At 43.2% G+C, this 23785-nt stretch carries 25 protein-coding genes and 1 riboswitch; of the genes, 23 read left to right on the top strand and 2 right to left on the bottom strand.

Annotation, left to right across the window (positions count from 1 at the left end; translation table 11 throughout):
• Positions 1 to 81 precede the first annotated feature (81 nt).
• From msrB to IGI54_RS10860, 7 genes are all read left to right on the top strand, one after another.
• Positions 82 to 510 (top strand): peptide-methionine (R)-S-oxide reductase MsrB, encoded by a 429-nt coding sequence (msrB, locus tag IGI54_RS10890; protein ID WP_313630643.1) that lies wholly within the window; start codon positions 82 to 84, stop codon positions 508 to 510.
• Positions 511 to 812: 302 nt separating this feature from the next.
• Positions 813 to 1241, top strand: coding sequence for a CidA/LrgA family protein (locus tag IGI54_RS10885; RefSeq protein WP_071862979.1), 429 nt, complete (start codon positions 813 to 815; stop codon positions 1239 to 1241).
• On the top strand, positions 1222 to 1920 hold the full coding sequence (locus IGI54_RS10880; RefSeq protein WP_430621496.1) for an LrgB family protein: 699 nt from the start codon (positions 1222 to 1224) through the stop codon (positions 1918 to 1920). Before IGI54_RS10885 ends, IGI54_RS10880 begins: the two co-directional genes overlap by 20 nt.
• Before the next feature lie 52 nt (positions 1921 to 1972).
• The gene (locus IGI54_RS10875) at positions 1973 to 3433 is read left to right on the top strand and encodes a helix-turn-helix domain-containing protein (protein ID WP_430620693.1); all 1461 of its coding nucleotides are present in this window, start codon (positions 1973 to 1975) and stop codon (positions 3431 to 3433) included.
• Positions 3434 to 3580: 147 nt separating this feature from the next.
• The gene (gene ruvA / locus IGI54_RS10870) at positions 3581 to 4180 is read left to right on the top strand and encodes a Holliday junction branch migration protein RuvA (RefSeq protein WP_071862982.1); all 600 of its coding nucleotides are present in this window, start codon (positions 3581 to 3583) and stop codon (positions 4178 to 4180) included.
• A gap of 13 nt (positions 4181 to 4193) precedes the next feature.
• Positions 4194 to 5195, top strand: coding sequence for a Holliday junction branch migration DNA helicase RuvB (ruvB, locus tag IGI54_RS10865; RefSeq protein WP_071862983.1), 1002 nt, complete (start codon positions 4194 to 4196; stop codon positions 5193 to 5195).
• 11 nt (positions 5196 to 5206) lie between these two features.
• Positions 5207 to 5782: a TetR/AcrR family transcriptional regulator C-terminal domain-containing protein gene (locus IGI54_RS10860; RefSeq protein ID WP_071862984.1), complete on the top strand. Its 576-nt coding sequence runs from the start codon at positions 5207 to 5209 to the stop codon at positions 5780 to 5782.
• A 2-nt stretch (positions 5783 to 5784) separates the two neighbouring features.
• Here the strand turns inward: IGI54_RS10860 and IGI54_RS10855 are convergent, their stop codons facing one another.
• Positions 5785 to 6753 (bottom strand): 2-hydroxyacid dehydrogenase family protein, encoded by a 969-nt coding sequence (locus tag IGI54_RS10855; protein ID WP_430620692.1) that lies wholly within the window; start codon positions 6751 to 6753, stop codon positions 5785 to 5787.
• Between the two features lie 52 nt (positions 6754 to 6805).
• On the opposite strand from IGI54_RS10855, the gene IGI54_RS10850 reads away from it, so the two are divergent.
• The 3 genes from IGI54_RS10850 to thiT all read left to right on the top strand — a co-directional run bounded on the left by IGI54_RS10850 (position 6806) and on the right by thiT (position 8500).
• Positions 6806 to 7264 (top strand): low molecular weight protein-tyrosine-phosphatase, encoded by a 459-nt coding sequence (locus IGI54_RS10850; RefSeq protein ID WP_430620691.1) that lies wholly within the window; start codon positions 6806 to 6808, stop codon positions 7262 to 7264.
• A 72-nt stretch (positions 7265 to 7336) separates the two neighbouring features.
• A complete protein-coding gene (locus IGI54_RS10845; RefSeq protein WP_071862987.1) occupies positions 7337 to 7699 on the top strand; it encodes a hypothetical protein in 363 nt (120 codons plus the stop codon).
• Positions 7700 to 7768: 69 nt separating this feature from the next.
• Positions 7769 to 7867: riboswitch (TPP riboswitch) on the top strand.
• A 48-nt stretch (positions 7868 to 7915) separates the two neighbouring features.
• Complete coding sequence (gene thiT, locus IGI54_RS10840; protein ID WP_216430589.1) at positions 7916 to 8500, top strand: energy-coupled thiamine transporter ThiT; 585 nt, start codon at positions 7916 to 7918, stop codon at positions 8498 to 8500.
• Positions 8501 to 8580: 80 nt separating this feature from the next.
• Here thiT and IGI54_RS10835 read toward each other — a convergent pair whose 3' ends face one another.
• Positions 8581 to 9351 (bottom strand): hypothetical protein, encoded by a 771-nt coding sequence (locus IGI54_RS10835; RefSeq protein WP_313630646.1) that lies wholly within the window; start codon positions 9349 to 9351, stop codon positions 8581 to 8583.
• A 267-nt stretch (positions 9352 to 9618) separates the two neighbouring features.
• Here IGI54_RS10835 and IGI54_RS10830 point away from each other — a divergent pair, with 267 nt between their 5' ends.
• From IGI54_RS10830 to rsgA, 13 genes are all read left to right on the top strand, one after another.
• Complete coding sequence (locus IGI54_RS10830) at positions 9619 to 10323, top strand: class A sortase (protein ID WP_430620690.1); 705 nt, start codon at positions 9619 to 9621, stop codon at positions 10321 to 10323.
• Positions 10324 to 10609: 286 nt separating this feature from the next.
• A complete protein-coding gene (locus tag IGI54_RS10825; protein ID WP_430620689.1) occupies positions 10610 to 12079 on the top strand; it encodes a patatin-like phospholipase family protein in 1470 nt (489 codons plus the stop codon).
• Positions 12079 to 12294 (top strand): YdbC family protein, encoded by a 216-nt coding sequence (locus IGI54_RS10820; protein ID WP_071862992.1) that lies wholly within the window; start codon positions 12079 to 12081, stop codon positions 12292 to 12294. Before IGI54_RS10825 ends, IGI54_RS10820 begins: the two co-directional genes overlap by 1 nt.
• Before the next feature lie 33 nt (positions 12295 to 12327).
• Positions 12328 to 13212 carry a YicC/YloC family endoribonuclease gene (locus tag IGI54_RS10815; RefSeq protein ID WP_430620688.1) on the top strand — a complete coding sequence of 295 codons (885 nt, stop codon included), beginning with the start codon at positions 12328 to 12330 and terminating at the stop codon, positions 13210 to 13212.
• 110 nt (positions 13213 to 13322) lie between these two features.
• Positions 13323 to 13937: a guanylate kinase gene (gmk, locus tag IGI54_RS10810; RefSeq protein ID WP_071862994.1), complete on the top strand. Its 615-nt coding sequence runs from the start codon at positions 13323 to 13325 to the stop codon at positions 13935 to 13937.
• A gap of 4 nt (positions 13938 to 13941) precedes the next feature.
• Complete coding sequence (rpoZ, locus tag IGI54_RS10805) at positions 13942 to 14244, top strand: DNA-directed RNA polymerase subunit omega (RefSeq protein ID WP_071862995.1); 303 nt, start codon at positions 13942 to 13944, stop codon at positions 14242 to 14244.
• 153 nt (positions 14245 to 14397) lie between these two features.
• A complete protein-coding gene (priA, locus tag IGI54_RS10800) occupies positions 14398 to 16800 on the top strand; it encodes a primosomal protein N' (protein WP_216430594.1) in 2403 nt (800 codons plus the stop codon).
• 35 nt (positions 16801 to 16835) lie between these two features.
• On the top strand, positions 16836 to 17327 hold the full coding sequence (gene def, locus IGI54_RS10795) for a peptide deformylase (protein WP_071862997.1): 492 nt from the start codon (positions 16836 to 16838) through the stop codon (positions 17325 to 17327).
• Complete coding sequence (gene fmt, locus IGI54_RS10790) at positions 17320 to 18261, top strand: methionyl-tRNA formyltransferase (protein ID WP_430620687.1); 942 nt, start codon at positions 17320 to 17322, stop codon at positions 18259 to 18261. The genes def and fmt overlap by 8 nt, the downstream gene beginning before the upstream one ends.
• On the top strand, positions 18262 to 19614 hold the full coding sequence (rsmB, locus tag IGI54_RS10785) for a 16S rRNA (cytosine(967)-C(5))-methyltransferase RsmB (RefSeq protein WP_430620686.1): 1353 nt from the start codon (positions 18262 to 18264) through the stop codon (positions 19612 to 19614).
• A gap of 20 nt (positions 19615 to 19634) precedes the next feature.
• Positions 19635 to 20378: a Stp1/IreP family PP2C-type Ser/Thr phosphatase gene (locus IGI54_RS10780; RefSeq protein WP_430620685.1), complete on the top strand. Its 744-nt coding sequence runs from the start codon at positions 19635 to 19637 to the stop codon at positions 20376 to 20378.
• The gene (gene pknB, locus IGI54_RS10775; protein ID WP_430620684.1) at positions 20375 to 22546 is read left to right on the top strand and encodes a Stk1 family PASTA domain-containing Ser/Thr kinase; all 2172 of its coding nucleotides are present in this window, start codon (positions 20375 to 20377) and stop codon (positions 22544 to 22546) included. The genes IGI54_RS10780 and pknB overlap by 4 nt, the downstream gene beginning before the upstream one ends.
• Positions 22547 to 22675: 129 nt before the next feature.
• On the top strand, positions 22676 to 23554 hold the full coding sequence (gene rsgA / locus IGI54_RS10770; protein ID WP_430620683.1) for a ribosome small subunit-dependent GTPase A: 879 nt from the start codon (positions 22676 to 22678) through the stop codon (positions 23552 to 23554).
• Positions 23555 to 23785 lie beyond the last annotated feature (231 nt).

Below are 23785 nucleotides of genomic sequence, written 5' to 3'. Positions count from 1 at the left end.
TTGAGCAAATTCTTCGTTTCTTTTTCTTAACCGGAGTATGCTTAGCCTGTTCCTAAAAAAATAAAGAAAGAGGGAGACACAATGGATCAAGACGCTTTAAAGAAAAAACTTTCGCCAATGGAATATGCGGTGACACAAGAAAACGCGACCGAGCGACCATTTTCTGGCAAGTATGATGATTTTTATCAAAAAGGGATCTACGTCGATGTCGTCAGTGGCGAACCCTTATTTTCTTCCAATGATAAATACGACGCTGGTTGCGGTTGGCCAGCTTTCAGCCGCCCCATTCAAAAACGCGGTGTCAAAGAAAAAGCCGATTTTTCACACGGGATGCATCGAGTGGAAATTCGCAGCAAAGAAGCCGATTCACATCTTGGTCATGTTTTTAATGACGGCCCCCAAGATCAAGGTGGCTTACGCTATTGCATCAACTCAGCGGCTTTACGCTTTGTGCCGTTTGATGAAATGGATGACGCCGGCTACGGTGAATATAAAGAAATCGTGAAGTAGATGCGCCGGCAACTCCGGCGTATTTTTTTTGCCAGTTTTTCTTTGCGCTTTAGCGTAATTAGCCAAATGGGTATGTCTACGACGAAGAGAATAAATTTTGGCAATAATTTATTCCAGCTAGGTATTTGAGTAGATTGTCAGTTTTTTCCCGCTTTAGCAAGTTAGAAAAATGATCTGCGTAGGAAATTAATTTATTGGTATTTTTCAGAAAGTGTATGAAAAATATGCAAAAATTGAGCGGAGGGAACATTTTTTTTCGCTATACTGGAAACATCATAGTTTTTTTAGTTAGGGCGATCAAAATGAAAATGTTTAAGGAATTAAGTTTATTATTATTGTATTCAATTATTGGTGAAGGGTTGCGAATGTTTTTGCATTTGCCTGTGCCGGGAAGTATCATTGGGATTTTGCTCTTATTTATTTCTTTCCAAACCAAGCTGTTAAAAACATCGGCGATTGAAGATACCGCGAACTTTTTATTGAATCATTTGACGATTTTATTTGTACCTGCAGGAGTCGGCTTGATGCAGTATTACGGTGCGATCAAATATATTTGGCCGATTTTATTGGGAGCGGTAGTGCTTTGTTCGCTAGTCTCCTTAGTCGCTGTCGGCAAGACCGCCGAATTTGTCGAAAAAATTACGTTGAAGAGTCAGGAAGAAAAGGCTCGTTTAGTCGAAAAAGTTGAGAAGATTCGAGGTGAAGTCGATGATTTCAGCGCTGGCGAGTAACCCGCTGTTTGGCTTGGCTTTGACGCTGTTGATTTATACGGCTATGGACAAGCTATTGAAAAAAGTTCATATTCCTTTTATCAATCCCTTGATCGCAAGTGTCATTCTTATCATTGTTTTATTGAAACTCAGCGGAATCAGCTACAAAGCTTATAATATGGGCGGTAATTTATTTACCATGATGATCACACCGGCGACGGTGGCCTTAGCTTTGCCGTTGTATCAAAATTTTGACAAACTCAAGCGCTATTTTTTACCGGTAATTTTAGGGACCTTGGTGGGGGTAGTCTTTAATTGTTTGATCAGTGTGTTGATTGGTCGACTATTTTCTCTTAATCAGGGCATCGTCGTTTCGCTATTGCCAAAGTCGGTAACGACCGCCATCTCAGTGGATCTTTCCAGTCAAATGGGGGGGATCTCGCCAGTGACCTTAGCGATCGTTGTTTCCACCGGAATTTTTGGCGCTTTAGTTGGAACCAAGATTTTTAAATTATTTAAAATTGAAAGCCCCGTGGCGCAAGGAATTGCTTTAGGCAGTACCTCCCATGCTATCGGAACGGGCCGTGCTATCGAGATCGGTGAGCTTGAAGGAATTCTCGCAGGTCTATGTATCTGTGTAAATGGTCTGGTGACCGTCGCCTTGTTGCCGCTGCTCTTTCGCTTGTTCGAAGGTCTTTAGTAACGACTCCTTGACTCTTTTTGCTAAAATAAAGAGTGAAGGAGTTTTTTTTATGCACATTAGAGCCGTGGAAATTCAAAGTTATGATAAAAATATTTATTACAGTCTTTGTCTATTAGAATTGATGGCTGATGGCAAGGCATATAAGCAAGCAGATTTAGCCGATTTGTTAGCCGTTGATGTCCGCAGTGTCCAACGGTTTTTTGAAGATCTGAGTAAAAGCTACAATCGTTTTACCGAGACGAAATTGCCTTTGTTTAAAAAAATTGGACCTCGTTATCAGTTGATGATTGCGGATCAAGCTTTAGAGCAGGAGCAGTTTGCGATTGATTTGATTCGTCGCTCACTGGCTTTTCGTTTGCTGGAATTAGTCATCGCCGGGCAAGGGAAAACGGTGAAAGACCTCAGTAAAAAATTGTATCGCAGCGAGTCCACGATCCGCCGAAAACTAAAAGAACTGGCAGGAAAGCTTGAACCGCTGCAGCTGGCCGTTGAGCGAGGACGGGTCGTCTTTAAGGCGCCAGAATCGGTCGTGCGGATGTATCTATCGGTTTATTATTGGCGCTTGTTCCGCGGAAAAATCTGGCCCTTTGCACCGTTGAACTATCAGATGATCCAAAAAATCAGCCGCGGGATTCAAGACTTTTTTCAAGTAGCGTTGAATCCACTTAAAGCACAGCGCTTAGAATATTTAGTTGGCGCGCATTTATTACGAGAGGCGCAACATTATGCGGTAGAAGATCCGCTGGCTAGTCAAGCAGTCTTAGCAGCTGATCCCTTATTCAAAGAGTTTCATACTCAGCTGCGACCAGTAATGCCCGCATATTTTCAGACACTTGCTGCAATGGGAAATCTTTTTTTAAATCTTTTGACGCGGGAGGAATATTATCATGTCCCCGCCATCACGAATAAAATTCATCAGCTATTAGCACAGAAGCCCTTTTTAGTGATGCAAGAGGTTGAGACCATCAATCAAAGATTGAAAAAGAAAATCGCCGATCCCACCGTTTGGGAAAAATTTATCGACTTGCAGGCGGAGGATTATTTGATCAGTGGGCATTTGTATCACCGTTTATTTCCCATGATCCATTTTAATATTAATGGGAAAGCTTTCTGGACCAATATTACTCAACAACAGCCGCAACTAGTTACGTTTGTTTCGGAAGTGCTGGCGGAGCACGGTAGCGAATCGATCTTGTTTGACCGTTATCTATCGGTGCTACGTCGGCTAACCGAGTTGATCAATCGTCCTACGCTGCGGATTTTTTTGCAAACCGATTTGCCAGAGTTTGAAGAAACAATCTTGAAAGAGGATCTGCGTCGTTTTTTAGCTAATGAGTATCAAGTTTTATTTGTTGAGGGAAAAAGCGAAGGAGATTTGTGTTTAACGACAAGTATTTTATCGGAAGTAGCCCAAGACTTGCCTACGTTGTTGATTACGCAAGAACTGCGGATGTCTGATTATTTGGCACTGCTTCAGTTATTACAAGGTTTCGGCGGTAAGAGTTTTTAACCGCCGTTTTTTATGCTAGAATAATGAGAACGTATGTGCAGAAATGCTTCTTTTTATTTTTCTTTCAAGTTGTTTGAAGCGGAGCTATTTGCAGATTTTAATGAAACGATAACTACAGAATAGTTTTCAATCCAGAAAGGATTTATTATGTACGAATATATTACAGGTCGGTTGACCTTTATCAGCCCTAGTTATGTGGTGCTGGATGTAAATGGTATTGGCTACCAGATCGCGTTAGGCAATCCTTATCGTTATAGCAGCAAAATGGAGCAGTCGATCACGATTTATGTGCAGCAGATCATTCGTGAGGATGCCCATTTATTGTATGGCTTCGAGACGTTGGCTGAGAAAGAATTATTTTTACGGCTGCTTTCCGTATCAGGCATTGGACCAAAGAGCGGACTTGCAATCATGGCCAATGACGATCACCAAGGCTTGATCCAAGCGATCGAAGCCGGCGATGTGACTTATTTGACGAAGTTTCCAGGCGTAGGGAAGAAGACCGCCCAGCAAATGGTTTTAGATTTGAAGGGCAAGTTGACTGAATTAGTGGATGACCCAATGTCGCTATTTTATGAAGGCGGCAATGATTCAAGCACGGCCTTGGCTGAGGCGATGGAAGCATTGCAGGCTTTAGGCTACAGTCCAAAGGAAATCAAGAAGGTCGAAAAGGCGTTGGAAAAAGAAACATTACAGAACACCGACGATTATTTACGAGCGGCTTTGAAATTAATGATGAAGAAATAGGAGGACGAGATAAATGGATGAAGAGCGTTTACTTTCACCTGACGCGGATGAAAATGATAAAAGTTTAGAAAAATCACTGCGTCCTCGTTACCTTGCACAATACATCGGGCAAGATAAGGTCAAACAGGAGCTGTCGATTTATATCGAAGCGGCGAAAAATCGACAAGAAGCATTGGATCATGTCTTGCTTTATGGACCACCCGGCTTAGGGAAAACCACGATGGCGATGGTGATCGCTAATGAAATGGATGTACAGATTCGTTCTACTAGTGGGCCCGCGATCGAACGGCCGGGGGATCTGGTCGCGATTTTAAATGAGTTGGAACCGGGGGATGTCTTATTTATTGATGAGATTCATCGCTTGCCACGGGTAGCGGAGGAAACTTTGTATTCAGCCATGGAAGATTATTATGTCGATATCATGGTGGGTCAAGGGCCAACCGCTCATCCGGTGCATTTTCCATTACCGCCTTTTACTTTGGTAGGAGCAACGACGCGAGCTGGGATGCTCTCAGCACCGCTACGGGATCGTTTCGGGATCATTTCTCACATGGAGTATTATGAGGAAGAAGATTTGCGGGAGATCGTTTTGCGTTCGGCGGATATTTTTGAAACGGAGATCGTGGAAACAGGTGCAGTTGAGATTGCGCGCCGTTCACGAGGAACCCCCCGGATCGCCAATCGTTTGTTGAAACGAATCCGTGATTTCGCGCAAGTCCAATCGGATGGGGTGATCAATCAGCAGATCGCAGACCAAGCGTTGCGGTTACTGCAAGTAGATGAAGCGGGACTGGACTATATCGATCAGAAATTATTAAAAACTATGATCGAGCTGTATCATGGGGGACCGATCGGTTTAAGCACCTTAGCCGTCAACATCGGTGAGGAGCGCGAGACAGTGGAGGATATGTACGAGCCTTATTTGATTCAAAAAGGCTTTATCAAACGGACTCCTCGCGGTCGGATGGCAACCCCTTTAGCATATGAACATTTTAATTATCCTTATCAAGCATAGAAGGTGAATCGATGGCGGAAGGAAAAGCTACCAAAGAAATTTTGGTCAAGGCGCTAGTCGCTTTGTGCCAAACAAAAAATTATGACAAGATCACTGTTCAGGACATCAGTCAGTCGGCCGGCTTGAACCGCCAAACGTTTTACTATCATTTTAAAGATAAGAATGATTTATTGCGTTACGCCTATTATCAGCGGGGCATGCAATACCTGATATCCAGTGAGCTGTCACTGGAAAATTGGGAAGAAGCGGTCTTGAAGATGCTGAAGCAAATGCAGGAGTGTCATCAATTTTATTTGAATACAGTTACGGCTGAGTCAGAGGTTTTGACGAAAGATTTTACTGATCTAGCGAAAAGCTTATTTGTACGTTTGTTTGATGATGTCGATCAAGAAGGCGAGCTGTCTTTGACCGATAAAGAATTTTATGCCCGCTTTTTGGCGTATGGCTGCGGCGGAATTTTAACGGATTGGTTATTAGCCGGAGCCGAGCAGCCGCCAATCACGATCGCAGCGCAGTTGTTTCGTTTTGCGAAAGACATTGAATTTTTTGCGTATCGTTTATACGAAAAAGACTGGCATGAGAGCTAAGCTCATGTCAGTCCATTTACGATGTATTTGATTGGCTGTTGGTTTAATAAGGCAATCGCGTTTTTCGCGACGATCTCGGCCATTTGATCACGGGCTTCTACGCTAGCATTACCGATGTGAGGCGTCAGAATGACGTTGTCGAAGTCTTTCAAGGCTTCGGTGACTTTTGGTTCGAATTCATAAACGTCTAAAGCAACACCGGCAAGCTGATGATTCTTCAAGGCTTCAACAAGTGCGACTTCGTCAATCAAAGGTCCGCGAGCGGCGTTGATCAAAAAGGCGCTGTCTTTCATTTTGGAAAAACTCTCGCTGCTTAACAGGTGGTGAGTAGCTTCCGTTAAGGGGGCATGTAAGCTTAGAACATCGGCCTGCTGAATGACCTCAGCTTGTGACAGATAGGTTGCCTGTAAACTTTCTTCTACTTCAGAAGCTAGTGGGTGGCGTTGATTGTAAATAAGCTTCATTCCAAAGGCCTGCATCATTTTTCCTAAGGCTTGCCCAATTTGGCCCATGCCGATGATCCCTAAGGTTTTGTCTTTTAATTCGTGTCCTAAGAAAAATAGTGGTGCCCAGCCCTCAAAGCCTTCATGATGCATCAAGCGATCACCTTCAACGATCCGGCGAGATAATGCGATGATTAAGCCAGCGGTCAATTCAGCCGTAGCGTTTGTTGAAACCACTGGTGTGTTGGTTACATAGATTTCTTGCTCTTTTGCATAAGCGGCATCAATATTATTAAAGCCTGCACCGAAGTTAGCAATCAGCTTCAAATTTGGCGCCGCGTCAATCACTTCGCGATCCACTTGGGTTGATAACGGACAAATCAATACTTCACAATCCGCAACATTTTTCAGCAATTCTTTTTTTGAGATTAAACCAGTGTCTTCAAACACCTTGTATTCAAGCGCGGCTTCTTTTAATAGCTGTGTTCCAAGCTCAGGAAGTTTGGCGGAAAGATAAATTTTACTCATTTACGATCCCTCATTTCATTTGATAAATTGACTATAGCACAGGAGGAATAACATGAAAAAGATTCTATTCGTTTGTATGGGAAATATTTGCCGTTCGCCGATGGCAGAAGCGATATTTCGTGATGCTTTTGAACAGCAGAAAGAAGAAAATTTTCAAGTCGACTCGGCTGCCACCAGTCAATGGGAGGTTGGCAATCCGCCGCATCATGGCACGGAAAAAATCTTGGCCGCACATCACATCTCGGCGAAAGGGATGCGGGCTCGGCAAGTAAGCACGACTGATTTTTATGAAGCGGATTATATTATCGGCATGGATCAGGAAAACGTTCGTGACCTAAAAGCAATCGCACCGGCGGAAACGAAAGAGAAGATTTATTTATATTTGGATCGCGTCCCCGAACATGCGGGAGAAAGTATTCCTGATCCCTGGTACACGGGTGATTTTGAGGAAACTTATGAATTGATTCAAAAAGGATTAAATGATTGGTTAACTTTTTTTGAAAAAGGCTAGTTTCCTTGTTTTTTCCAAAAAATTTAAGTAAAATCATACTACACAAACATGCTCTTGGTAGGAGGAAGCCGAATGACTAAAAGCGAGAAGCCTAAAAAGAATTTAATTAAGCTGTTTTCGAATTCATCATATCGTTTCATCTCGGATTTTTTGAATGATTCTGCTGAAAAACGTGCGCAAGAGCAAGCCAATGAGAATATTTTTCTCAAGTTGAAGATGGCTTCTTTGCAAAATAGTTTAGTCGTCCTTCAAGTTCAAGATGAAAAAGATGAAGAAAAATTTGAAACGATCTCAGGTTGGCTGCCGAAAGTAGTCACCAATGATTCCATTGTGATTCGTACACAAGAAAATCAACTAGTGATGCTGACGATCGATCGGATCAAAAAAGTCACGACCTTGTCGCCTAGCGGTGATCAAGAAAGTATTTCACGATAAAAGTATTTTATACATTTACGACTAGGCAGATATCTGCTATACTCTCAATGTAATTAAAAATAGAATAGTACTTTCACAAAGGGGAGCCTTCGGGCTGAGATTGAGATTACTCTAAACCCTAGTACCTGTTTCGGTCATTCGAGCGTAGGAATTGTGACGAAGTAATGATATTACTTCTCCTTTGTGGACTGTATGTTCAAAAGGAGGAGTTTTTTTATGAGTAAGACAAGAATTATGATTGAAGGAACGATCGTAGCGGCATTGGCTTTTATGTTGTCACTGATTCCAACAACGATCGGCAGCAGCTTCACGATTTCATTAGGAATGATTCCTATGACGTTGTTCGCTTTGCGCCGTGGGGTGAAACCGGCGCTATTATCGGCCTTTATTTGGGGGATTTTACATTTTCCGGCGGGGGATGTTTATTTTCTTAGCGTCGTTCAAGTATTGATTGAATACCCGATTGCCTTTACATTCGCTGGTTTCGCAGGACTCTATGCGAAAAAAGTTCAACAAGCATTAATGGACCAAGATTTGAGTTCCGCTCGCAAAAATATCGTTTATGGCGCGCTGGTGGGAACGGGAGCAAGATTTTTCTGGCACTTTGTTGCCGGTGTCGTTTTCTGGGGCAGCTATGCTTTGTGGGGAATGAATCCGTGGATCTTTTCCTTTGTCATGAATGGCGCCAGCGGATTGGCGACAGCGATCATCACGGCAATTGTGGCCGTTCTAATCTTAGAAAAAGTACCCCAGCTGTATTTGCCTAAAGATGGCAACTTGATTGAAAAGCACAGCCATTAATCGAGGTTTTGACAGAGCAATCTCCGTCATACAAAAAAAGCATTGGCTTTTGGAAATCTTTTCCAGAGGCGAATGCTTTTTTAACGGAATGAGAAGACAGGATCATCGTTTTCGATGTTCAAATGCCAAGTTTGTTTGGCGCTGTCATAAGAAAGTTCAGCGACGTGCTGTTCCTTTTTATAACTCTTGGAGCTACGGCGCCAGCCTTTTTCGTCAGATAAATAAATCGGGATATGGTAGATTTTATTGATTAATTCGGAATGCCCAAAACAAAAAATTGCGCCTTCTTGCAAAATCGGATACAATTCTTTCAATATTTCACCGTCTAAATGAGCGACGGAGGAACCTTTGCGGAAAAAGGAACGACGATCGTTGACTTTTTCTAAAACGATCCGAGTCAATTTGCTGGCTAAGATCCGATAAAATTCATCGAGATAGCGATAATAAACGCGCATTGTTCCATTCCCTAGATTGAAATAAACAAAGTTGTTTTGTAGTTTGTAAAAGAAAGGTGAATGCAGATGTGTCCGCATATGACCAAAATAAAGCAATTCAGAAATTTCTAATGGTGTTAACTCCTTCAACATCGTCAAATCATTAAAATCGATCCACTTGCTTTCTTTCGAGTTGTTAAAGGTTTTGTTGCTAAAGAAATTTTGAATTTGATCTGGTGTATTAAGAATTTTCAAGCCGGTATGATTTTCGTACTCGCCGATCTCGGATGCGGGATCTAGTAATAACAAATGCTTCGGCTGATGGACGATTCCGTCAACAAAATCGTTGGGTGAAAGGCCTTTTGAGAGCACGGCATTACTTGTTGAATCAATATAAGTAAATAATGTTTCTGGCACAGATTTTCACCCTTTCTAATAGTTGTCACAATCATTTTAACGCAATAATAAAAAAAAAGCTCGTATCTTTTATTTTAAAATTAGATTACAAAGGCCTTAAAAACTGCAATGTTAAAGCACTTTTTTAACAATTAAAAACACTTTAATAAATAACGAATGGATAATCTGTTTATTTCTTTTTTTAATTTTTTTTTCTATTAAGTGAAAGTAGTATCATGTGAAGGAACAGAGTATGATATTATTAGATGGAAACTCAGGAGGCTTGTGATGAAGAAAAAAAGGAATTGGTTCATTAATATTTTTCTTTTCTTATTGCTGCTCGTAGGATTAGCGTTGATTTTCAACAATCAAATCAAATATTTTTTGATGCAGTATAACGGTGAGCGTTATACCGTGGCGAAGGTAGATAAAAGCGAAATCGATAAAAATATGCGCAAAGAGGCTTCTTTTGATTTTGATGCGGTGGAGCCCGCTAGTACAGAAGCTGTGCTGCAGGCACAATTAAGTAACAAGCGATTGCCAGTTATCGGCGGCATCGCGATCCCTTCGGTAGAAATCAATTTGCCGATATTCAAGGGGTTATCCAATGAAGTACTTTTGTATGGCGCCGGGACCTTATCCCCTGATCAAAAAATGGGTGAAGGAAATTATGCCTTAGCGAGCCATCGGGCGGATCGACCGGGTCTTTTATTTACGCCCCTTGAAGGGATCAAAGCGAATGATCTAATTTATTTAACCGATCTGCAAAATGTTTATACTTATAAAACGACTTTAAAGGTGCGTGTCCAGCCGACGGAAGTAAAATATCTAGACGTCCAGCCAGGGAAACAACAGATTACTTTAATTACCTGCGGCGAGATCGAAGGGATCACCCGGATCATCGTCCAAGGGGAGCTAGTTGGGGTTACTCCGGTGAAAAATGCGACGGATACGATGTTGAAAGCTTTTGAGATGGAACAGAGAACCTATTAAAATCAAAAAACTTCGAGGCTAGCCTTGAAGTTTTTTGTTTTAATAAGAATTGACCCTTTTGGCTAAGGGAACCGCTTGGATTTCTGCTATACTTGAAACAAGTATGACGAATTACCTCAATCAAAAATTTGAAGGAGACGATGATGGAGCTTAAAAGAATTTACGCCTCTGAGCTATTAGCGGATTGGACAATTTTTCAGCAGACGCATTTGCTTTTTCCCTTCTATTCTTCCCATCGTCAAGCACGAACGGAATATTTTTCAGCGGTAAAAAAGGCCATGGTTTTTTGTTACGTTACAAAGCAGATTGCCTGTTTGTTGATAAAGTCGTGGAAAAAGAAGCGTGGGTGATCAATAACTTGCTGATTACAACAGAACTGAACTGGAAGACCGCTTTTTTGTTATTAGAAAATGCGGCCCGCCGTGAATTCAAGCACACGATAAAATTAAAGCTGCAGGCCAATCTGATCATTCAACAATGGCTGATCAGCCAAGGATACCGCTTCGTCGGAGAGGTTTGGCAAAAACGGTTAGTTTATCAAACCGGCTTGGTTTTAGGCGGTGGTGGGGCTCGCGGCGCGTATCAAATCGGTGTTTGGAAAGCCTTGCTAGAAAAAAATATTTCTTTTGCTGTGATCAGCGGCACGTCGGTTGGTGGCTTGAATGGCGCCTTGATTGCTCAGGGAGAGTATGATCAGGCCGTTGCGCTGTGGGAAGAGATCGAAACGGATAAAGTGTTGGAGATCACCTTTAAGGAGGTCGAAGAATTGGATTTTTCGGCTCAGGTGGATCAGCTACGAACCTTTATTAAAACATCTTTGCGACAACGAGGCCTTTCTTCGGCCCCTTTGAGACGCTTGTTAGAGGAGCGACTTGACCCGCAAAAAATTCAACAGGCTAGTCCACTGTCTGTTGTAACAACGAAGGTACCGGCTTTTCAAGAAATCATTGTTTCACTTAATCAATGTCCTAAAGGGGAGATTATTGATTGGTTGTTGGCATCGTCGGCGTTTTTCCCGATGATGGCAATGGCGAAGATCGGGAATGATTTTTATGTTGACGGCGGCTATCGGAATAATTTGCCGGTGGACGTCGCTTTGCAGCAAGGGATCACGGAAGTCATCGTAGTGGATGTTCACGGACCGGGTCTGGATAAAAAATATCGTCTGCCGGCGGAGGTCGCGGAGCTTTCTCTAGCCAGCCCCTGGAGTCTAGGGGATTTATTGCTGTTTCACAGTGATCGCGCGTCAGTCAATATTGATTTAGGCTATTTGGAAACGAAGCGAGCATTTGGTGAGTTGCAAGGGGAACGCTATTTTTTTAGTTGTCAGTCTGATTTTCAACGGTTGACGAAAGATTTTTTACAAAAAGTAAAAAAGCAGGTGCCACTTGAGCTGGATCAGCTTTATCTCGAATTGAAAAAGTTTTTCCGGCGCAGTGTGCCGGTGGAATTACTGAGTCTGGCTTGTTTAGAATTTTTTGCTTATTGGCTGAAGATTTCGCCGGTCCAAGTATTTACACCGTCAGAATTGATCGTCGTATTGCGACGTCAAATCGAGGCGCCAAGTAAATTCGGTCCGGGAATTTCGGTACAGGAACAGATCGAGGATTTTATCAATCATCACAATCTTTTTTCTGATTATCATCAAGTCTTACAAATTTATCAGCAAACCGGCTCGTGGGAACAGTGGTATCGCCGCTGGCCGATCCAGACCTTGCTGGCACTTTTTTTTAGTTATTTACAGGAGGAATTATAATGGCAGAATTTAATTATGAAATCGTCGAAGAAATCGCTGTGCTATCGGAGAATCCGAAGGGCTGGCGCAAGGAATTGAATCTGGTGAGTTGGAATGAACGGCCGCCTAAGTTTGATCTAAGAGACTGGGCCCCTGACCATGAAAAAATGGGCAAAGGCGTAACCTTAAGCAATGAAGAATTTGCGGTGTTGAAAGAAACGTTAAGTAAGATGTAGTCCATTATTTTTCGAAAGAGGGGAACAACGGCAATGAAAAGTATGACTGGTTATGGGCAAGCAGCGCGCACCAATGACAATTATGAATTGAACATTGAATTAAAAAGTGTCAACAATCGTTTTTTAGATCTACAGATTCGCATGCCCAAGGAATTAAACCCTTATGAGGCATTGATCCGCCAAGTCGCGAAAGAAAAAATCCAACGAGGCCGCGTCGATGTGTTTATCAATCTGACACCGTTGAAAAGTGGCAATAAACAAGTAGTCGTTCATTGGGAATTGCTGAACCAATTGGTCCAAGAATTACAACGCGGCGGCAAAGAACATTTTGGTGTGGTGGACCTGCCGGTGGAACAAGTCTTAGTGAAAGCGATGGAACAGGATGATTATGTTACGATCGTTGATCAACAGACGGCAGATGACACGTTAGAAGGATTAGTGGGAGAAGTTGCGGCAGCTGCCTTTACCCAGCTGGCGACCAGTCGTGAAAAAGAAGGTGCTGGTATCCAAAAGGTATTGGCGGAATACAGTGAGAAGGTCCAACAGTTGACGGGGGAATTGGCAAGTTTTGTGACTGAGTATGAAGCGGATTATCAGCAACGGTACCAAGCGAAGCTGGAAGAGTATCTAGGTAGTACTGTCGATCACGACCGTTTACTGACAGAGCTGGCGATTTTATTAGAGCGGGGCGATATCCATGAAGAGTTGGATCGCTTAGGGATTCATTTAGAAAAAATGAGTGGCTTGCTGCAGACGACTGATCCAGTCGGCCGTGAATTGGATTTCTTACTGCAGGAAATGAATCGTGAGGTCAATACCATCGGCTCAAAATCCAGCCCGATCCAAATCAAAGACATCGTTGTTCAGTTAAAAACGATCCTAGAAAAAATTCGCGAACAGATTCAAAACGTCGAGTAGTTCATGTGTTTTATAAGAATTAAGGAGGAGCTTTGCGCTGCCCCTTGAAATATTCAAAAAAAAAGTGCACAATAGGCGTTAGCTGAAAAAGACGATGAAAGGGCGTTAGTATGTCTGAACGAGGACTGTTGATTGTATTGTCGGGACCTTCCGGCGTTGGCAAAGGCACCGTTAGAAAAGCCATTTTTGAACGAGACGATAATGAATTCCAATATTCTGTCTCAATGACCACCCGACCAAAACGAGAAGGTGAAGTCGAAGGCGTTGATTATTATTTCCGAACGAAAGAAGAGTTCGAGGCGATGATCGAAGCCGGCGAAATGCTGGAATATGCGGAATATGTGGGGAATTATTACGGTACGCCGTTGACCTATGTAAATAAAACGCTAGATGAAGGCAAAGATGTCTTTTTAGAGATCGAAGTCCAAGGGGCGCAGCAAGTAAAAGATAAAGTTCCCGACGGCGTGTTTATTTTTCTGACACCACCGGATTTAACGGAACTAAAAGCTCGAATCGTTGGCCGCGGCACTGATAGTGCAGAAGTGATTGATGAGCGGATGCGCGTTGCCCGTCAAGAAATCGAAATGATGGCTCTTTATGATTATGCAGTTGTGAACGATCAAGTGTTAAAAGCGGTTGATCGGATTAAAGATATAATTGTTAGCGAGCATTACCGAGTTGACCGAGTGATTGGTAAATATATAAAAATGTTAAAGGAGATCTAAGCTTATGATGTTAAAACCTTCGATTGATACGTTGTTAGACCATGTGAATTCAAAATATTCATTGGTTATTTTAGCCAGCAAACGTGCTCACGAATTAGATGCAGGAGCACAACCAACACTGGATTCATTTGAATCCGTGAAAAGTGTGGGACAGGCATTAGAAGAAATCGATGCCGGCGCGGTCATCAATGACCCACATCCAGAAATCAAACGGGAACGTTTGAAGATGGAAGAAGAAGAACGCCATCTTCAACGTGAACGCGATCAACGAGATCTAGAAGCACGTATCCGTAACGACCAAAACTAAGCGCTGAATTTTTTCACGCAAATGTAAATGGGATTGTACCAAGTACTTTTGGCGCAATCCCTTCTTTTTTGTTACAAAGTACATAGAGCATTTCTTAATTTAGACCAACTGCGTCGAAATTTAGTACAATAATAAAGAATGGAGGCGGAAGAAATGAAATTAGCACAAGTGATCGTGGATGTTCCTGCGATGCAGACGGATCAACCCTTCAGTTACTTGATCCCGCCTCAATTAGCAGTAGAAGTCGGCATGCGAGTGGAAGTTGGTTTTGGACCACGCCATGTGCAAGGTTTTGTGATTGGTTTCGAGACCGCACCAGAACCGTTGCCGGATAATTTGAAACCACTTATTCGCGTGTTAGACTTAGCGCCAGTTTTAAATCAGGAATTATTAGCCTTGGCGGATTATATGAAAGCTACGACCTTCGCCTTTAAAGTGACCTGTCTGCAGACGATGCTGCCTAGTGTTATGAAAGCCAATTATCAAAAGAGTTTTTATTTGTTGAAAGAAGTAGACACTGTTCAAGCAAACTATTTTGCGGGTGGTTCTTCGCTTGACTGGGAGGACGCTGAAGCACAAGGTTGGTTGAAAGAATTGGCGGCTTTGCGGGAGCAAGGCATCGTCGAGTTACGTTACGAAGTCCATACGAAAAACAAAGTCAAGACCGAGCGCTACATCAAGCGAACTTTTTCTCCAGCTAAATTAGCAGAGCTGAAAGCCGGACTGCGGAAAAATTCCTACAAACAGGAACAGTTATTGGATTATTTAGCAGCTCTTGCGGAAGATAAACTGGTTGCGGTGAAAGAAATGAAGGCGGAGGACTTTTCTTTAGCTAATTTGAACCAAGCCGAAGCAAAAGGCTGGCTGACCTTTGTCGCAGTGGAAAAATATCGTGATCCCTATGCGGAGCGTGAGATCCAACAAACCTCGGCTTTAGAGTTAAATCCAGAACAGCAGGCAGCTTATGAAGCGATTAGCCAAAAAAATATTGCTGGCGAACATCAAGTCTTCTTACTGGAAGGCGTGACGGGCAGCGGCAAAACTGAAGTCTATTTGCAAGTGATCCAAGACGTCTTAGCTAAAGGTCAAACGGCCATGATGTTAGTACCAGAGATTTCCTTGACACCGCAAATGGCGACCCGCTTTAAAGCCCGCTTTGGCAGTGAAGTGGCCGTTTTGCATAGCGGTTTGTCTCAAGGTGAAAAATACGATGAATGGCGAAAATTGGAGCGTGGCGAAGCCCATGTAGTTGTTGGCGCTCGTTCAGCGATCTTCGCGCCCCTAGAAAATCTTGGTGTCATCATCATTGATGAAGAACATGAGACGAGCTATAAACAAGAAGAGTCGCCCCGCTATCATGCACGAGATTTAGCGATCTGGCGAGGGAAATACCATCATTGTCCAGTTGTTTTAGGCAGTGCTACGCCTTCATTAGAATCCCGCGCCCGCGGACAAAAAGGCGTCTATCAATTATTGCATTTGACAGAGCGAGCGAACAGTCAGGCGAAACTGCCCACCGTCGAGATCGTTGATATGCGAGAAGAAATGCAGCGTCGCTTGAATTCTTCCTTCTCTGAAAGCTTGGAAGAAAAATTGCGGGATCGTTTGGCTAAAGGGGAGCAAAGTGTGCTGTTGTTGAATCGTCGCGGTTATTCTTCCTTTGTCATGTGTCGGGATTGCGGCTTTGTCTTACCTTGTCCCAACTGTGATATTTCTTTGACGCTGCATATGGATACGAAAACGATGCGCTGCCATTATTGCGGTCATGAAGAGGTGATTCCGCATCGTTGTCCAAACTGCGGCAAGGATAAGATCCGCTACTTCGGGACAGGAACGGAAAAGGTCCAAGAAGAATTGGAACAATTGATTCCCGAAGCCCGAGTGTTACGAATGGATGTTGATACGACTCGCCGTAAAGGCGCTCATGAAAAAATCTTAACGGCTTTTGGTGAAAAAGAAGCAGATATTTTATTAGGAACACAAATGATCGCCAAGGGCTTAGACTTTCCAAACGTGACCTTAGTAGGTGTTTTGAATGCCGATACGGCATTGAATCTGCCAGACTTTCGTTCTAGCGAGCGGACCTTCCAGTTATTGACTCAGGTCAGTGGTCGGGCGGGTCGCGGAGAAAAGGCAGGGGAAGTCGTTATCCAGACCTTTAATCCAGAACATTACACGATCAAGCTAGCTCAGCATCATGATTACGAAAATTTTTATCAGCAGGAGATGCGGATTCGTCATCAAACCGATTATCCGCCGTATTATTACACGGTGAAAGTCACGGTCTCTCATCAAGAGGAAATGAAAGCGGCACAAAAAGCCTTCCAATTAGCGGAGCAGCTGCGGCAGCAATTAAGTCCTCAAAGCATTTTGTTAGGGCCGACACCGGGGGCAATCTTACGAATCAAAAATCGTTATTACTATCAGCTGATTATTAAATATAAACACGAGCCGAACTTACAAGGAACGTTAGAAGAAATTTTACAAGTGAGCCAAAAAGATCAACGTCAAGGGCTATTGATTGCCATTGATAATGAACCAATGTATTTTATTTAAATCATTCAAACAGTAAAAGAGATGGGAGCGAGGATATGCGTTATCCAATTATTATTCATCCTGACAAGCGGTTGCTGCAAAAGGCAGAGCCAATCGAATATATTTCCGACGAGATTGTTACCTTGCTAGATGATATGTATGAGACGATGGTGGCTCATGATGGAATCGGGCTGGCTGCGCCGCAAATCGGTAAAAATTTGCGGATTGCCGTGATTGAAGTGGAAGAAGGCGACCGTTTTGATCTGATTAATCCTGAGATCATCGAGGGTAAAGGAACCGATATTGATGTGGAAGGCTGTCTGTCGATCCCTGAAACTTTTGGGACGGTGGAGCGTTACGATGAAGTGACGGTACGTTATTACGATCGTGATGGGGCTGAGATGGAAGTCACCGCCTATGGCTATTTGGCTCGAGCCTTTCAACACGAGATCGATCACTTGGACGGCAAGTTGTTCATCGATCAAATGATCGAGCAGATTGCCCCAGAAGATTTAGAACGTTATATGGAGGAACATATCGATGACTAAAATTGTATTTATGGGAACACCGGCCTTTTCGGTGCCGATTCTAGAAAGTTTGATTGCGGCGGGCTACGAGATCGCCGCGGTCGTAACGCAACCAGACCGCCCGGTGGGACGTAAAAAAATCATTACCCCAACACCAATAAAAGAAGCAGCCTTGAAGCATGAGCTGTTAGTCTTGCAGCCGGAAAAAATCAGTGGCTCACCAGAAATGGAAACCATTAAAGAGCTAGCGCCGGATTTATTAGTGACGGCGGCATTCGGCCAATTTTTGCCGGAAAAATTATTACAGGTTCCTAAATTAGGTGCCATCAATGTCCATGCTTCATTATTACCAAAATATCGCGGCGGTGCGCCGGTTCATTACGCGATCATGGAAGGCGAAGCCGAAACGGGCGTCACGATTATGGAAATGATCAAGAAGATGGATGCGGGCGGTATCTTCAGCCAGCAAAAAATTGCCATCACGAAGCAAGATGATGTAGGCACGATGTTTGAAAAATTGAGTCAAGTAGGTAAAGAACTATTGTTAGCGACCTTACCCAAAATTATTTCCGGAGAATTAAAACCCACGCCGCAAAATGAAGCGGAAGCGACTTTTTCACCGAATATCAGTCGAGAGCAAGAAGCGATCGATTGGCAAAAAACAGCGGAAGAGGTTGATAACCAAGTACGGGGGATGCACCCGTGGCCCGTGGCTTTTACGACCTATGAAGGGGCACGTTGGAAGATTTTCCACACGACCCCACTAGTAGAAACGACGATGGCGGCCCCAGGGACGATCGTTTCGCGGACTAAAAAAGCCTTACACATTGCGTGCGGCGGCGGCACAGTCTTGGCAATTGATGAATTGCAACCGGCGGGTAAAGCCAAGCAAGTGGTCCAAGCCTTTTTAAACGGCAGCGGGCAAGCCGTGGCAGAAGGACAGCAGGTGGGCTAGATGGCAAAAATTCCTAAAAAATTACTGCACTCAGTGCGTTTTACGGCTTTAGAAGCCATCGAACGGATCAATCGCGGCGGTGCGTATTCAAATTTATTACTAAATGAACTGATTCAAAAAAATAAAGTTGATGGCAAAGATACTGCGTTGTTAACAGAACTAGTTTATGGCACGATCAGCCGACAATTATTATTGGCATATGAGGTCGAGCCCTTCATCAAAAAAGCCAAAAAAGTAGATCCGTGGGTCAGAAGCTTATTGCAATTATCTCTTTACCAAATGCTTTATTTAGATCGGGTGCCGGATCATGCGATTATTAATGAAGCGGTAGAGATCGCCAAAGCCAAAGGCAATCCGGGAACAGGGAAATTTGTCAACGGCGTCTTGCGTTCGATCCAACGGACAGGTGTTCCGTCATTAGATTTAATTGAAGACCCAATCGAATGCTTAGCCACCGAGATCAGTATGCCAAAATTTTTAACCGAAAAATTTGTAGCTGAGATTGGCGAGGAAGAAACGCGTAAGCTGGGCTTGTCTTTATTAGAGCCTAGCCGAGTCAGCGCTCGGGTAGACTTGCGCTATTTGAGCCGTGAAGAAGCCATTGAAGCGTTGGCGGAAGATGGGATCGAGGCTCGCGTCAGTGAGCTGTCTCCTTATGGAATCATTGCTGACCGTGGTTTCTTAGCCGGCAGTGAATTATTTCAAAATGGCTGGCTAACGATCCAAGATGAAAGCTCGATGCTGGTGGCACAAGCGCTGCAAATCGCTCCAGGCCAAAAAGTGTTGGATGCGTGTGCGGCACCTGGTGGAAAAACGACTCACATTGCTGCCTTATTAGAAGACGAGGGCTCTGTTACCGCACTAGATATCCATGAACACAAATTAAAATTAGTTCAGGAAAATGCGGAACGTTTGCGCGTGACTGATCGAATCGTCACGAAAAAAATGGACGCACGGGAAGCCGCGCAACATTTTGAAGCGGAAAGCTTTGATCGGATTTTAGTTGACGCCCCTTGTTCTGGCCTAGGCTTGATGCGGCGTAAACCAGATATCAAATATCAAAAGCAGCCACAGGATTTTGTTCAGCTGCCAAAAATCCAATTAGAAATTTTAAAAAATTGCGCTCCCACATTGAAATCGCGTGGGATTATGGTATACAGTACATGTACAATCACATCAGCAGAAAATCAAGCGGTGGTCGAAGCCTTTTTAGCAGAGCAGCCTGATTTTGAAAAAATCGATCTGACGCTAGACGTAAAATTACAGTCGGCGATCCAGGATCAAATACTGATTTTATATCCTGAAATGTTTATGACAGATGGATTCTTTATTTGTGCAATGCAAAAAAAATAGATAAATGAGGTGGACAAAAGATGGAGATCCAATTTCAATCAGACATCGGCAGACGTCGTCACACGAACCAAGATTACGCAAATGTTTTTACGAATCAAGCAGACATGTATTTAGCTATACTAGCAGATGGTATGGGCGGTCATTTGGCTGGCGATGTGGCTAGTAAGATGGCGGTTGACGGCTTAGGCGCTGCTTGGTCGACCTCAACTATTTCACAACCAGAGGAAGCCAGCCAATGGTTTTTGCAAGAAATCCAAAAAGTTAACGAAGCAATCTATCAAGAAGGAATTACGCATCCAGAAATGCAAGGGATGGGAACAACGATCGTCAGTGCAGCGTTACTGAATGAAACATTTGTTTTAGCTCACGTTGGAGATAGCCGAGCATACTTGATTCAAAACGATCAGTTGAAGCAATTGACGGATGATCATTCTTTGGTAAATGAATTACTGAAGTCAGGTGAGATTACCGCAGAGATGGCCGCTATCCATCCGCAAAAAAACATTTTGACTCGTTCCGTGGGTGTCTCTGGACAGGTGAAAATAGATGTTTCACATCATCATTGCCGAGCGAATGATTACTTACTGTTGTGTTCAGATGGCTTGACCAATATGGTGAGTGAAGCGGATATTTTGTCAGTCGTGACTAGTGACCAAACATTAGAAAGCAAAACCAAACAGTTGATTTCCGCAGCCAATGAAGCTGGTGGTGCGGATAATATCACTGTTTTATTGATCCACTTTGAGGGGGCTGCGTGTCCATGATCGAAATAGGCAAATTGGTCAATGGACGTTATAAAGTTATCGCCAGTATCGGCAGTGGCGGGATGGCAAATGTCTTTTTGGCCCACGATTTGATTTTGGATCGTGATGTTGCCATCAAAATATTACGCTTTGACTTTCAAAATGATCAAACGGCAATTCGCCGCTTCCAGCGAGAAGCGCTGGCAGCGACAGAATTGGTGCATCCGAATATCGTCGGCGTTTATGATGTCGATGAAGAAAGCGGCATGCAGTATTTGGTCATGGAATATGTCAAAGGGATGGATCTAAAACGTTTTATTCAAACGAAACATCCTATTTCTTACAGTAAGATCGTTGATATCATGCAACAGGTTTTATCTGCTGTTAGTTTGGCTCACGCTCATGGGATTATTCACCGTGATTTGAAGCCGCAAAATATTTTGATGGATCAAGAAGACGTAGTTAAGATTACCGACTTCGGAATCGCGATTGCCTTGTCCGAGACATCTTTGACTCAAACCAATTCAATGCTAGGCTCTGTTCACTACTTATCGCCGGAACAGGCGCGTGGCGGAATGGCTACAAAGCAATCAGATATTTATGCATTAGGGATTATCTTGTACGAAATGTTAACGGGCAATGTGCCCTTTGATGGGGAATCAGCCGTAACGATCGCCTTGAAGCATTTCCAAGACAAGATGCCTTCCGTAAAAAGTTTTGATCCGGAAGTTCCTCAAGCTTTAGAAAATATTGTGATGCACGCGACTGCAAAGGAGCCTGCTGACCGCTATAAAACTGCGGAGGAAATGGCTGCAGATCTCTCTACGGCCCTTTCACCAAGCAGAGTGGATGAGCTACCTTGGCAGCCAACAGTGATGCTGGACGAGACAAAGGCATTGACGCCGATCCAGCCGGAGAATCTGCAAGAAGAAACAAAAGAAGAAGAGCCGACGCCAGAAGAAAAGCCAAAAAAGAAAAAAGGCAAACGCCGTTTTATTTTTCTATTTATTTTACTTTTAGGGATTATCGGCGGGGCTGCCGCGTATCTGTTGACTAGTTCGGCGGAAGTCTCGATCCCGCAAGTGGAGGATATGACTGAAGCCGCAGCTCGAAGCGCGTTAAAAGACGCGGGCTTATCCGTTGAGAGTAAAGCAGATGAGGTTCCTAGTGATACGATCAAAAAAGGTCGCGTCGTTCGAACCAATCCTGCGGCTGGCAATATGATTAAAAAAAGCCAGCAGGTTCGACTGTATGTCAGTTCTGGTACACAAAAGGTTGCTATCAAAGATTATAAAGGTGAAAAAATCCGCGACGCGCAAGACGATTTGCAAGACATCGGATTTTTATCGAAGAATATTCGGATTGAGTTAGTAAATAGCGATACGATCCCTGAAGATCAAATTATTAGTCAAGAACCGAAAGCTGGTACAAAAGTTGATCCGAAAAATGATGAAGTGGTTTTCCAAGTTTCAGATGGACCAAAAACCATCAAGATCGGGAATTATACTGGCTGGGAATATCAGAACGCACGAGAGGAACTCTTGGAGTTAGGTATTACAGACAGTCAGATTAATCAAACTCCGACGAGTGACGAAGTGGTTCCGGCAGGAGAAGTTATCAGTCAAAATCCAGTCGGCGGAACAGAGCTGACAGCTAAAGATACCATTACTTTGAAAGTAAGTACTGGTTCAGATAATGTCCAACTGGACGATCAAACCGGAAAAGACAAAGCCGATGCGGAAGCGACGATTACTAATTTAGGACTGAAGTATCTCGAAACACAAGAATTTTCCAGCGAAGTTGCTGCTGGAAAAGTCATCTCAACGAATCCAAGTGCGGGTTCCGTAAAAAAAGGTTCCACAGTTACCATTATCGTTTCAAAAGGTCCAGAAGAAACGCAAGAGTCAGAAGAGCCCACCACAAAAACCTTTGATGTCACGATCGCAGCAAGCTTTACTGGCTCAGGCGATCAGAAAGATACGATGACGGTTTTAGTGACAGATGCAAAAAATAAAACGGCCACGCAAAAATTAGATTTCACAGTAGATAAAAATACCCAATCCGCCGAAAGAACCGTGTCGGTTACAACGGAGGGGGATCAGCCAGCCACCATTGAAGTTCAACGCAATGGCAACTCAGTTATTACTAAGAGTGACGTATCGGGAGCTGAAACGATCACTGTTCCGTAAGAAAACCTTTCCTGATTTTGGATCAGGAAAGGTTTTTTAGGTCATTTGTACTGAAACGAAAAATGAAGTATGCTACAATGAGACAAATGGATAAGCTGTAAGGAGTTACAGCTTTGAAAGAAAAAGGAGATGAGACGAATCGAAGGACAGATTCGTAAAGCTTTAAGTGGTTTTTATTATGTTGCTAGTGAGGGGAAAATTCATCAAACACGGGCACGAGGAAATTTTCGTAAAAAGAAATTGACGCCCTTAGTGGGGGACGAAGTAGTATTTAGCAGTGAAGAAAATAGTGAAGGCTATATTTTGGAGCTGTTGCCCCGTAAAAATGAGCTGGTTCGTCCGCCGGTAGCCAATGTCGATCAAGGCGTGATTGTCACTAGTTTGGTGGAACCCAACTTTTCCTATAATTTATTGGATCGTTTTTTAGTCACCCTTGAAAATAATGAAATCCATCCGATTATTTATTTATCGAAGACCGATATTGTTTCTGATTCGACGATGGTGGAAAAAATTCGATCGGTTTATGAGCCGTTAGGTTATCCAGTGATAGACGGCGAGCAGGACAAGAAAAAACTAACCGATTTATTTGCCCATCAATTAACGGTTTTCATGGGACAATCAGGGGCGGGCAAATCTACTTTGTTGAATGATGTTTCGCCGGAATTGAATTTAGCGACTGGTGAAATTTCTGACGCTTTAGGTCGGGGACGTCATACGACGCGCCATGTGGAATTACTAGATTTGTTCGACGGTCTGGTAGCAGATACGCCAGGCTTCAGTTCAATCGAGTTTTTAGAGCTGACTGTCGAAGAATTACCAAAAGAATTTCCTGAATTTCGGGCCGCCGCATCTAAGTGTCGCTTTCGGGAATGTCGCCATGTTAAAGAACCTGGTTGCGAAGTAAAACGTCAGGTTGAAGCTGGTGAAATCGCTCAGAGCCGCTACGACAATTATTTGCAATTTTTACAAGAAATCGAAAAACGCCGTCCAATCTATAAAAAGAAATAAAATATTCTACAAAATGAAAAAGGATGGCAGTCCGACTTTTCGCAGTTTACAAGGTTTGAAAACAGAAAAAAAGTCCAATCGAGAATAAAAAGAAAGCCCTAGAAGGATACTATACGGCTTGAAGATCGGACTTATTTTTTCTGAAATAAAAATAAATACATTAAAATGAAAAAGGATGGCAGTCCGACTTTTCGCAGTTTACAAGGTTTAAAAACAGAAAAAAAGTCCAAT

Source organism: Enterococcus sp. DIV0800, from assembly GCF_050559735.1.
Lineage (GTDB): Bacteria > Bacillota > Bacilli > Lactobacillales > Enterococcaceae > Enterococcus_A > Enterococcus_A devriesei.
The sequence above is the reverse complement of the archived record's forward strand: the minus strand, read 5'-3'. Positions and strand labels throughout refer to the sequence as shown.